General features: G+C 69.6%; 9 protein-coding genes. 5 read left to right on the forward strand and 4 right to left on the reverse strand.

All coding sequences use genetic code 11. The features are described 5' to 3' along the window. Positions 1-36: 36 nt before the first annotated feature. Complete coding sequence (locus E3O39_RS16465; protein WP_134449101.1) at positions 37-3102, reverse strand: cell wall-binding repeat-containing protein; 3066 nt, start codon at positions 3100-3102, stop codon at positions 37-39. Between the two features lie 311 nt (positions 3103-3413). Between E3O39_RS16465 and E3O39_RS16470 the strand changes: the two genes are divergently transcribed. From E3O39_RS16470 to E3O39_RS16480, 3 genes are read left to right on the forward strand one after another with little or no spacing between them, the layout of a single operon-like run. Further along, the gene (locus tag E3O39_RS16470; RefSeq protein ID WP_134449102.1) at positions 3414-5018 is read left to right on the forward strand and encodes an APC family permease; all 1605 of its coding nucleotides are present in this window, start codon (positions 3414-3416) and stop codon (positions 5016-5018) included. 25 nt (positions 5019-5043) lie between these two features. Continuing rightward, positions 5044-5529, forward strand: a complete 486-nt coding sequence (locus E3O39_RS16475; RefSeq protein ID WP_134449103.1) for a DUF1003 domain-containing protein — start codon at positions 5044-5046, stop codon at positions 5527-5529. Positions 5530-5571: 42 nt separating this feature from the next. Then, entirely contained in the window at positions 5572-7062 is a 1491-nt protein-coding gene (locus E3O39_RS16480; protein ID WP_134449104.1) for an alpha-amylase family glycosyl hydrolase, read from the forward strand. Here the strand turns inward: E3O39_RS16480 and ald are convergent. Beyond that, positions 7059-8174, reverse strand: a complete 1116-nt coding sequence (ald, locus tag E3O39_RS16485) for an alanine dehydrogenase (protein ID WP_134449105.1) — start codon at positions 8172-8174, stop codon at positions 7059-7061. The two genes, E3O39_RS16480 and ald, sit on opposite strands and share 4 nt — an antisense overlap. 145 nt (positions 8175-8319) lie before the next feature. Between ald and E3O39_RS16490 the strand changes: the two genes are divergently transcribed. After that, on the forward strand, positions 8320-8808 hold the full coding sequence (locus tag E3O39_RS16490; protein WP_134449106.1) for an Lrp/AsnC family transcriptional regulator: 489 nt from the start codon (positions 8320-8322) through the stop codon (positions 8806-8808). Between the two features lie 37 nt (positions 8809-8845). Here the strand turns inward: E3O39_RS16490 and E3O39_RS16495 are convergent, their stop codons facing one another. Then, positions 8846-9442: a hypothetical protein gene (locus E3O39_RS16495; RefSeq protein WP_134449107.1), complete on the reverse strand. Its 597-nt coding sequence runs from the start codon at positions 9440-9442 to the stop codon at positions 8846-8848. A gap of 103 nt (positions 9443-9545) precedes the next feature. Here E3O39_RS16495 and E3O39_RS16500 point away from each other — a divergent pair, with 103 nt between their 5' ends. Continuing rightward, positions 9546-10235 carry a DUF2461 domain-containing protein gene (locus tag E3O39_RS16500; protein ID WP_134449108.1) on the forward strand — a complete coding sequence of 230 codons (690 nt, stop codon included), beginning with the start codon at positions 9546-9548 and terminating at the stop codon, positions 10233-10235. A 138-nt stretch (positions 10236-10373) separates the two neighbouring features. On the opposite strand, the gene E3O39_RS16505 is transcribed toward E3O39_RS16500, so the two are convergent. Further along, positions 10374-11762: an alpha-amylase family glycosyl hydrolase gene (locus E3O39_RS16505; RefSeq protein ID WP_241985114.1), complete on the reverse strand. Its 1389-nt coding sequence runs from the start codon at positions 11760-11762 to the stop codon at positions 10374-10376. Positions 11763-11793 lie beyond the last annotated feature (31 nt).

Raw genomic sequence — 11793 nt, forward strand, 5'->3', positions numbered from 1 at the left:
CGCCGCGGGTCGTGCGGCGCCCGGAGCATCACTGGCTCACGGGCACGGCTTGAGCGCCGCGACGTCACCGGTGAGGGCGGTCGCCGTCCCGATCAGGACCACCCGGGTCGCGCCGAGGCGGGTGATCGCGGTGAGCGTCGCCCGGGGCACACACGTCGCGGGCGTGAGATACAGCGGAGCCGACTTCGCCCCGGCGAGCGCCGAGCCGACCAGGGCATCCTGGTAGCTCGTTCCGCTCGCGAGGTACACCGTCGTCGCGGACGTGAAGGCGTTGAGGTTGAGCGCCGCGCTGGTCGCGTAGCGATCTGCGCCGCTGTACCGGGTCACCGAGGCGCCGCCGAGTTGCAGCTTCAGCCAGAACTCGGTGAGGCTCGTCACGTCCGCCGTCCCGCCCGCGATCTTCACGGTCCTGGTGTGCAGGGTGCGCAGCAGGGCGGCCGTCGCGAGGTCGGGCAGGAAGCCGCCGGCCGGCACGAGAACGACCGGTGCGCCCGCGCGGGCGGCGGCGGATGCTGCCGCGAGCGCTCCGGGGAAGTCGGCCCCTGTCGCGACGTAGGCCGTCGCCGCGAGGCTGCCGAAGGCAACCGATGCCACGAGGCGGGAGGTGGCGTACCGGTCGGCGCCGGCCAGCCGTGCGACGGGTGCGATGCCCGCGAGCTCGGCCGCGACCGCCGCGGACACGCTTGCGGTTCCGCCGACGATGACGATCTTGCCCGGGTGCAGCCGGACCAGTTCGGCCCTGACCCCTGCCGGAAGCGCGGTGAGACCGGTCAGGAGCACGGGGCCGCCGAAGTGCGCGGCGGCTGGCCCGGCGCTGAGGGCGTCGGCGAAGCTCGTGCCGCTGACGAGGTAGACGCGGGAGACGCCGGGCGCGAAGCCCTGGGAGACGGCGATCGCCGTCGAGTACGGGTCGGTTCCCGCGACCCGGGTGACGGTCGCAAGGGAGACCGGTGCCGTGGGCGCCGAGACCGCTGACGCGGGCTGGTAGCCGGGCGCCGAGCCGGTGACCCGGACGGTGAGCGCCGCGCCGGCATCCGCGGCGACCGGGGTGTAGCCGGCCGACGTGGCGCCCGAGATGGCCGTGCCGTTTGCGAGCCACTGGTAGGCGAAACCCACCCCGGCAGGCGTCCAGGTGCCCGGAATCGCGGTCAGTACCGCGCCGACCGAAGCGGTCCCGGAGATCACCGGCGTGGCCGTTCCGATCCCGCCGGCCGCGACCGCACCGGTGGGCGCAGAGACCGCTGAAGCGGGCTGGTAGCCGGGCGCCGTGCCGGTGACCCGCACGGTGAGCGTCGTGCCGGCATCCGCGGCGACCGGGGTGTAGCCGGCGGCGGTGGCCCCGGCGATGGGTGTGCCGTTGGCGAGCCACTGGTAGGCGAAGTTCACGCCGGCCGGCGCCCAGGTGCCCGGTATCGCAGTGAGGAGCGCGCCGACGGCGGCCGTCCCGGTGATCGTGGGGGTGCCGACGACGAGAGTACCGGCGACGACGACGGCGGTCGGCACCGAGGTCGCCGCCGCGGAGACCGGCAGGTAACCGGGCGCGGATCCCGTGACCCGCACCGAGAGTGCCGTACCGAGGTCGGCCGCGACCGGCGTATAGGTGGCGGATGTCGCCCCGGGGATGTCCGCGCCGTCACGCAGCCACTGGTGGGCGAAGGCTGCTGTGGCCGGCGACCAGGCGCCGGGGACCGCGGTCAGGGTGCTGCCGACGGAGGCGGAACCGGTCACGGTCGGGGTGGCGGGCACGAGGATTCCCGGGGCGCCGACGCTGTCATAGAGGGCGTAGTCGTCGGTCACGAGGGTTCCGTTGAGGATCAGGTTGAGGCCGAAGCTCAGTCCGGTCGTGCCGGCCGGGATGGCCGCCGTCGTGTAGAGGGCCTGCGCGTATGCGGAGCCTGCCGGGAAGTACGGACTCGACGTCCAGTAGCTCCAGCTGCCGATCGAGTTGCGCAGATAGACGTCGAACTGGGTGGTGACCGTTGAGGTGTACCACGCGCGCAGGGAGTAGGTGTGCCCGGGGGTGACCGTGGGGGCGCAGGCGCCGAGGTCCTGGGTGAGGATGAGTTTCGAGTCGCCGCTGACGAGGTTGCTCACGACCAGCTGCTCGGCCTTGGTGCCGGTGTGCGCGGCGGAGACCGTGCTGAAGGCCGCGGTGTTCGTGCCGAAACCGCCGACGGCCCAGCACTGTGGGAGGCCAGTGGTTCCCGCTGTCTCGAGGCTCGGGTTGACCACCCCGTTCACGCCGGGACCGGGGGCCGCTGTCGAGGTCGTCGTGACGGGAACGACCGGCTTGACGGCGCCGCCGATGACGTCTCCGACGGTCTTGACCGTGGTGTTGTTGGATGCGGCACGCGTGGAGAGCCAGGCAGCGAACTGGGCGAAGACCGCCGGGTCGACGGAGAGCGCGTCGCAGCTTCCGGCGCAGAGGTGGTGGAAGGTGAGCTGCACCCAGCCCCCGCCCGCCGTCTCGGCGTTCGTGACCGTGTTCTCGAGGTCTGCGAGGGTCCAGGTCGTGTCGACCTCGTCGGGGGCGCGGGTGAGGTACGCGTCGGCCGGAGGAATGGTTTCGGCGAATCCGCAGCCCGTGCAGCCGAACCGGGTGTCGATGTCGCCGAGGCCGCGGGCGCTGTTGAACCCGCAGGCCTGGACGATCGCCTCGGTCGCGGCATCCACCGTTGCGAAGGGGTAGGCGAAGCTTCGCGTCGGGAAGCCCCAGTCGGCGAGGGTCGCCCGGCCCTGGCAGACCTGCCGGGTGGCTTCGTCCGCGGGGAGGGTGAGGAGGTCGGGGTGGGTGACCGTGTGGCCGGCGATCTCGTGACCGGCGGCGGCGATGCTCGTGAGGTCTGCCCTGGTCAGCCAGCCGGGGTTGTCGATGAAGCCGGTGGTGATGAAGAAGGTGCCCTTCATCCCGAACTGGTTCAGGGTGGCCACCGCGGCGAGCTGGTCGGCGTTGCCGTCGTCGAAGGTCAGGCTGACGACCGTCTGCGGGTCCGTGACAGCGGCGCGCGCCGGGGTCGCGCCGAGGGTGATGCCCACGGCGACGGCGGCGAGGACCGCGATGAGCCTGAGCGAGCGTGCAGGGGCCAGCGAAAATCCGGTCATGGGAGGTGCTCCTCGTGAATCGTGACTGATCCTGGAATCCCAGCACCTGCGCCCAGTGTGCTGAGCGATTGATCCCCGAACAAGCAGAGCGCCGGAAAAAGGCGGTTTACCTGCGAATTACCACGCAAGTTTGCGGTTAACCACACGCGCCGCTCTGGCGCCCGCCGGTGAATCTGCGGTAAGTGCTTGCAATCCGCCTGACTCACCCCCAGAATAAACGAACTCAATTCATTTAGTCCATCGGATACACCGCAGTACCCGAACGGGCCGTTCGCGCGTCGATGCGCCCGGCCCGAGGAAAGGGACCACACATGACCCAGCAGTCCACCCGAGGGTCGGCGCCGACCTCATCGCAGCCGTTCACCGACGTCCACCTCGTGCACAGCTCAACGCTGCACGACGCGGCGGGGAGCAAGCACGGCATCACGAAGAAGGGCCTCAAAGGCGGGCAGCTCGGCTTGCTCGCCGTCGTCGTGCTCGGCATCTCCTCCGTCGCCCCGGCGTACAGCCTCACAAGCTCGCTCGGCGCGACCGTTGCCGAGGTCGGCAAGCAGCTGCCGGCCGTGTTCATCCTGGCGTTCATCCCGATGATCCTCGTCGCCCTCGCCTACCGGGAGCTCAATGCCGACTCCCCCGACAGCGGAACCTCCTTCACCTGGACCACCAAGGCGTTCGGTCCCTTCGTCGGTTGGATGAGCGGCTGGGGCATGCTCGCGGCCAACATCATCGTGCTCTCGAGCCTCGCCGGCGTGGCCGTCAGCTTCTTCTACGTCTTCCTCGGCGAGGTCTTCGCCAACCCGGATCTCGCCGCGCTCGCCGACAATACCTTCATCAACATCGCAACCTGTCTCGTCTTCGTGGCCCTCGCCGTCTGGGTGAGCTACCGCGGGCTGCACGCCACCAAGCTCGTGCAGTACAGCATGGTCGGCTTCCAGATCGTCGTCCTCCTCATCTTCAGCGTCTCGGCCATCGTCAACGCGACGAACGGTGCATCCACCACCGCGCTCGCCTTCGACTGGACCTGGTTCGACCCCACCCGTGTCGACAGTTTCAGCCAGCTGGCCGCCGGCATCTCCCTGGCGATCTTCGTCTACTGGGGCTGGGACGTCTGCCTCACCGTGAACGAGGAGACCAAGGGAACGAAGGGAACCGCGGGCAAGGCGGGTACCCTGACCGCCCTCGTCGTGCTCGGCCTCTACCTCGTGCTGATCGTGGCCACCATGATGGTGTCCGGCGTCGGCGCCGAGGGAATCGGCCTGAGCAACCCGGACAACCAGGGCAACATCTTCGCCGCGATCGCCGGACCCGTGATGGGGCCGGTCGCGATCCTGATGTCGATGGCCGTGCTGGCCAGTTCCGCCTCCTCGCTGCAGTCGACGATGGCCTCCCCTGCCCGCACCCTGCTGTCGATGGCGCACTACCACGCCCTCCCGCCGCACTTCGCCAGGGTCAGCAAGCGCTTCGGCTCGCCCGGCTTCGCGACGATCGCAGCCGGGGCCATCGCGGCCGGGTTCTACGCCGTCATGACGATCATCAGCGTCAACGTCCTGAACGACACCATCCAGTCGCTCGGGCTGATGATCTGCTTCTACTACGCACTCACCTCCTTCGCCTGCGTCTGGTACTTCCGCCAGAGCCTGTTCTCGAGCGTGCGCAACTTCTTCCTGCGGCTCCTGGTGCCGGCGGCGGGCGGGCTGATCCTCACCGTCGTGTTCGTGCAGACCGCCGTGAGCGCCTGGAGCCCCGACTTCGGCAGCGGTTCGGAACTCTTCGGGATCGGACTGGTCTTCGTGATCGGCGTCGGCCTGCTCGTACTCGGACTCGCCGTCATGGGCCTCACCTTCCTGGCCAGGCCGAGCTTCTTCCGCGGCGAGACGCTGCGCCAGGACACCCCCGCACTGGTCGTGCCCGAATAGCACGCGCGCCGGGTAGCCTCGGGGCATGAGCACCAGCACCGCGGCTACCCCGCACCTGTCGTCCATCCTCCCCAGGCACATCCTGGCGACCGGCGACCACCACCCGATCGTGCTCGCTGAGGCGAAGCGTCGTGCCGCGAGTGTGCAGCTGCGCATCGCGGATGCCGTCACGGCCTTCGCGGGATCGATGCGGTTCGTCTACCTGCATGCCGTCGTGTTCGCCGGCTGGATGCTGTTCTTCGAACCGAGCCCGTGGCCGACCCTGACCCTCGTGGTGTCTCTCGAGGCCATCTTCCTCTCGACGTTCGTGATGATCGGCCAGAACCGGCAGGCCGGATTCCAGCAGGCGAAGGCCGACCATGATTTCAAGATGAGCGACCAGGAACTGCTCACCAACACCGAGCTCACCCGGCGCGTTCATGAGCTCACGAAGGAAATCCACGCCCACATCGTCGGAACCGCTCCCGTCGCCCCGGTCACCGCAGCTCCCCTCGGTTCACCCGCGAGTTGACCGTGCAGCGTAGGGTGGCGGCTCTAGGGAAGGCAGGTACCCATGACCGACGTTGAACTCCTCGTCTACGCCGACCGCATCGGCGGCACGATCCCCGCGCTGGCCGCGCTCCTCGACGGGCCCCTGCGGGACTTCGGCAGTGTGCACGTGCTGCCGTTCTACGTGCCGTTCGACGGGGCGGATGCCGGCTTCGACCCGGTCGACCACACGGCGGTCGATCCGCGCCTCGGCACCTGGCCCGAGGTCCGCGACCTGGCAGGCGACCGCGGGCTGACCGCCGATCTCGTGGTCAACCACGTCTCGGCGTCCTCGGTGGAGTTCACCGACTGGCTGGCCCGCGGCGCGGAGTCGCCCTGGGACGGCATGTTCCTCACCTATGGCACCGTCTTCCCGCACGGCGCAACCGAGGCCGAACTGACGGCGTTCTACCGACCGCGGCCGGGACTGCCCTTCACGGGATACCGCGGGTCAGACGGCTCCCGGCATCTCGTCTGGACGACGTTCCTGCCCAGCCAGGTCGACCTCGACGTCGCCAATCCGGTCGCCATCGCCTACCTGCGCCGGGTGCTCCGCGTGCTCGCCGACGGCGGCGTATCGACGGTGCGGCTCGACGCGGTCGGCTACGCCGTGAAGACCCCGGGCACCGACAGCTTCATGACCCCGGAGACTCTCGCCTTCGTCGAGGTCGTCACGGACCTCGCCCGCGCGGAGAACCTCGCCGTGCTCGTCGAGGTGCACGGGCACTACGCCCAGCAGCTCGCGATCGCGCCCCTCGTCGACTGGGTCTACGACTTCGCGCTCGCGCCGCTCCTGTTGCACTCCCTGGGCACCGGCACGGTCGACCGCCTCGCCCACTGGTTCGAGATCCGTCCGGCCAACGCGGTCACGGTGCTCGACACCCACGACGGCATCGGCGTGATCGACGCCGGTCCGGCCGGCGGACAGCCGGGGCTGCTGAGCGAAGCGGAAATGGCGGAGGTGTTCGCGCGAGCCGCCGAAGCCACGCACGGGCACTCATCCGTCGCCTCGGTCGTGCCGGAATGGTCGACCCTGCCGCACCAGATCAATGCCACGTTCTTCAGCACGCTCGGCGGCGACGTCGTCGCCTATCTGGTCGCGCGTGCCGTGCAGCACTTCCTGCCCGGACGCCCGCAAACCTACTACGTCGGCCTGCTCGGCGGTCTCGACGACCGGGAGCAGTTCGCCGAGACCGGGAGCGGGCGCGACGTGAACCGGCACCGCTACCCGGCCGCCGAGGTCGAGGAGGCGCTCGCGAGCGACGTGACCCGCGCCCAGCTCGGCCTCGTGCGGCTCCGTTCCGCCCATCCCGCGTTCGACGGCCAGTTCACCTGGTCGGCCTATGGCAGGGACGTGCTCGAGCTGCGCTGGGCGAACGCCGCGGACGGTTCCCGTGCGGTCCTGACGGTGTGCACCGCGCGGGCCGCGACGAGTTTCCGCATCCAGCTCGCGGATGCCGACGGCAGCGAGGTCCTCGACACGGTCGAGTCCCTCGCAGCCTGGACCGTCGGCTAGCCGACGATCTCCGCGAGGGTCAGGACCGGGGCGCCGAACGCGGCGGCCACGTGCTCGTTCGTGATGCGGCCCGCGTGCACGTTCAGGCCCTTGGCGAGTGCGGCATCGTCAGAGATGGCCTGCTTCCAACCCTTGTCGGCGAGCGCGATCACGTAAGGCAGGGTCGCGTTGGTGAGCGCACGGGTCGACGTCGCGGGGACTGCTCCCGGCATGTTGGCGACGCAGTAGTAGATGCTGTCGTGCACGGCGAAGGTGGGCTTGTCGTGGGTCGTGGCGTGGGATCCCTCGAAGCAGCCGCCCTGGTCGATCGCGATGTCCACGAGCACGGAACCCGGCTTCATCGTGGCGACCATGGCGTCGGTGACGAGCTTCGGCGCCTGCGCCCCGGGGATGAGCACGGAGCCGATCACGAGGTCGGCGCCACGGACCTGCTCCGCGATCTCGTAGCGGGTGGATGCGCGGGTCTGGATGGCGCCGGTGAACCGGTTCTCCAGCTGCCGCAACCGGGCGATCGAGAGGTCGATGATCGTGACGTCCGCTCCCATGCCGAGGGCGTTCGCCGCGGCGTGCTCACCTGCGACCCCGCCGCCGATGATGACGACCTTCGCCTTGGGGGTGCCCGCGACGCCGCCGAGCAGGATGCCGTTTCCGCCGTTCGCGCTCATCAGGTGGTACGCGCCGACCTGGACGGACAGGCGCCCGGCGACCTCGCTCATCGGGGACAGCAGCGGCAGGCTGCGGTCGGCGAGCTGGACGGTCTCGTAGGCGATCGCCGTCGTGCCGGAGGTGAGGAGGGCATCCGTGGTCGGACGGGACGCGGCGAGGTGCAGGTAGGTGAAGAGCACCTGCCCGGCGCGCATCAGCGGGTATTCGGCTTCGATGGGTTCCTTGACCTTGAGCAGCAGCTCCGCGGCGGCCCAGACCTCGGCGGCAGTGCCGAGGATGGCCGCGCCCGCGACGCGGAAGGCGTCGTCGCTGAACCCGGAGCCGACGCCGGCGCCCGCCTGCACGAGGACCTCGTGGCCGCGGATGGAGAGTTCGTGCACGCCGGCGGGGGTGATGGCCACCCGATTCTCGTTGTTCTTAATCTCGGTGGGGATGCCGACCTTCATGGGGAACTCCGTCTGCGGTTTGGGCCGGACTTACCGGTGGATAGGGAAAATAATGCTCGGTATTCGTTTCGTACACGTGACAAGCGTGGAATCCGCGATACTTGGTCGAAAGACAGCGCGATATTCAGTTGAGAGGGGCCCACGCATGACGGAAACGAAGAGGATTCGGGGCGGCGATGAACTCGATACCGTGGACAGTACGCTCGTGGCCCTCCTCCAGGCCGACTCGCGGATGAGCAACAGCCGGCTCGCGACCGCGGCGGGGATCGCGGAATCGACGTGCATCGCCCGGGTGCGCTCCCTCGTCACGCGCGGCATCATCACCCGGTTCACGACGCTCGTCGACCCGAAGGCGCTCGGGCTCGGCCTTCAGGCGCTGATCAGTGTCAGCATCCGATCGGGGGCGCGCACGCAGATCCCGGCGTTCCGGGACGAGATCCGGGCGATGCCGCGGGTCGTGCAGGTCTTCTTCCTCGGCGGCACAGAGGACTTCATCATCCATCTCGTGGCCCGCGACTCCGACGATGTGCGCGACTTCGTGCTCGAGAACCTGTCGGCGAACCCCGCGGTCGCCTCGACGCGCACGAGCCTGGTCTTCGAGCACCACTACAACGGGCTCTCCTCGGGAAAGTAGCAGCCGGGCGCCGAGGGACCCCGTCGGTTGGCGCCGGTCAGTCCGTGCTGCGGCTGGGCTTCCAGAAGCCGGTCGTGCCGAGCAGCCGGGTCTCCTTGTCGGCGTCGGCGGGAACCTCGACCTCGGGAGGGAAGACTCCATACTGGCGCCAGTCGTCCACCTGGGGCAGGATCTGCTCCCAGAGCAAGTCGACCAGTGGAGCCGGCAGCGCGTACTCCAGGCCGAGGTAGTTCGCGATCGACCACGCCTGGAAGGCCCGGTAGATGCTCGTGTGCTGCAGGTACTCGGCGAGCGGGTAGTCGCCATACTGGAGGTGCACGATCGCTGCGGGATCGAGGTCCTGCCGCACGGCGGCGGTGGCCTCGTCGTTGAGCCGGTCGTAGCTCGCGATCGGGTCCCCGCCGAGCAGGTCGCCGTTGAAGCGGTCACCGACTTCCTCGATGGTGTGGCCCGCGAGCACGTCCCCGACCCAGGCCTCGTCGCGCGCGTGCGCGGCGAGGATGTCCCTGATCGTGGGATTCTCCGTGCTGGTCCACTCCGCGGGAGCCGGCAGGGTCAGCTGCTCCGGCGTGATCCGGTCGATGACGGAGCGCAACGCGGCATCCGACTGAAGAAATAGCTCTCTCTGCTCCATGCCGCAAAAAGTAGCACGGGCCACTGACGCTGACCAGCGTTCGACCGCATTCGGGCGTCGGCCCGACCACCGGTGCTGCCAGACTACGAGAGGAGGCGAGAGTATGACAACGCACTTTTCCGGTGAGGCGCTGCAGTTCCTGCGCGAGTTGGAAGGACACAACGACCGGGGCTGGTTCGAGGAACACAAGCCGGCGTACCTGAGCGAGGTCAGGGAGCCGATGCTCGACCTGGTCGACCGGGTCAACGAGTCCCTCGCGGGATTCGCGCCCGGGCACGTGCGGCCGCCGCAGAAGGCGATCATGCGCATTTACCGCGACGTGCGGTTCTCGAAGGACAAGTCCCCGTACAAGACGAACGTCGCCGCGTCCTGGCCTCTCGGGGGTTCGGAGAAGACCGGTGCCGGTTACTTCCTCAGCGTCTCCGGCCACGAGGTCCTGGTCGCGGGCGGCAGCTATGCGCCCTCCCCCGAGCAGCTCACGGCGATTCGCGACCACATCGTCGCGCACCACGGGGAGCTTCGCGCCCTGCTCGCCGATCCCCGGCTCACGGGCATGTTCGACCACGCCGACGGCAATCCGCTGGTGCGTCCGCCGCGCGGATACCCCGTCGATCACCCCGCGGTCGACCTCTTGCGCCGCCGCCAGTGGGCCGCCTTCGCGACCCTGCCGGCATCGGTGGCCGAAACGGATGCTTTCCTCACGCTCGTGATCGAACGTTTCGAGGCGCTGACACCCCTGATCGACTTCCTGAACGTGCCTCTGGCCACGCTCCGCCTCGAGCAGCGGCGCTGACCGGGGCCGCGCCGCTTCGACCGGGCGCCCGGCGGATGCCGCTACGAACCGTCGTAGGCGGCCTCGAGCACACGGATCTCGATCTTCGTCATCGCCAGCACGGCCTGCAGCACCCGACCGGCCCCGACCGCATCGGGTCTACCGTGCCGAGTCGCTCGCGGCGGGCGCGAGCACCTGCCAGCCGTGCGGCGCGATCGTGACACGCGGCCCCAGCGGCGCCGGCGTGCCCCCCGGCAGGAGCTGGGTCAGCCCCGAGCGGCCCAGGTCGACGCCGCACGGCTGGTCGCCGAGGTTGAGCGCGACGACGAGCGTGTCGTCACCGGCCCGCGCCTCGTAGACGAGGTGGTCGGCCCCGCTGTCCAGGATGCGGGTTCGGGCCTCGTGCAGCCACGGATGCCGCCGGCGCAGCCCGATCAGGTCCTGGTGCAGCCGGTAGACCGTGCGTTCGGTGTCGGTGAGCGCCGGAGGGCCGTCCGCCGGGAACTCCGGCCGGATCGCGTCGTCGCCGCCGTACTCCTCGGTCTTCAGGCCCGCGTAGCCGTATTCGTCCCCCGCGTAGATCGACGGGGTTCCTCCGGTCGTGAAGAGCACGGCGAGCGCGTGGGCGAGGTGCCGCGGATCCTCGAGGCGGGTCGAGATCCGGGTGACGTCGTGGTTGCCGACGAAGGTCGCCGGGGTGAAGCTGTCGAGGAAGCCGTTGTGCCTACCGAGCGACCAGGCCAGCTCGTGCGGGTTGTGATCGTTGAGGCTGCTCCAGATCGCCTTCCAGAGCTCGTACTGCGTGACGGAGTCGAGGGTGGCCGCCGAGACGATCGCCGGGTAGTCGCCGTGGATGACCTCGCCGAGGAACCACGCCTGCGCGTGGCGTTCCCGCACCCGCGGCAGGACCCCGGCCCAGAATTCGGCGGGGACCGCGTATGCGGCGTCGAGCCGCCAGCCGTCCGCGCCGCGGTCGAGCCAGTGCTCGAGGACGCCGGTCACGTAGTCGGCGACCTCCGGGTTGCCGTGGTCGAGACTGATGAGCCCAGGATGCCCCTCGAAGGTTCCGAAACCGGCCTCGCCTCCCGGGAGGCCGGTCCGGGTTCCCGCCTGGAACCAGGCGGCCGCGGCACTTCCGGGGCCCTGCTCGATCGCCTCACGGTAGCGCGGGAAATCCGGGCCGACGTGGTTGAACACCCCGTCGAGGAGCACGCGCAGCCCGCGGGCGTGCGCTTCGGCGACGAGGGTGTCGAAGTCGGCCTCATCGCCGAGGCGCGGGTCGATACGGTAGTAGTCGCTCGTGTCGTAGCCGTGGCTCGTCGAGGCGAAGACCGGGCCGAGGGCAACGCCCGATGCGCCGAGCTCGATCGCATGGTCGAGCCAGGCCACGATCCGCAGCAGGCGGTGCTCGCCGGCACCGGGAACGGGTTCGCCAGGGGCGATCGGGTAGCTACCGACGAAACCGAGCGGGTACAGCTGCCACCAGATCGCGTGGCGCACCCAGTCGGGTTCGACTCGCCCGGCGGCATCCGTGTTGCTGATCATCATGTCTCTCAGCTTTGCACCCCCCCGGGGCGGC

Source organism: Cryobacterium sp. MDB2-A-1, from assembly GCF_004402675.1.
GTDB lineage: Bacteria > Actinomycetota > Actinomycetes > Actinomycetales > Microbacteriaceae > Cryobacterium > Cryobacterium glucosi.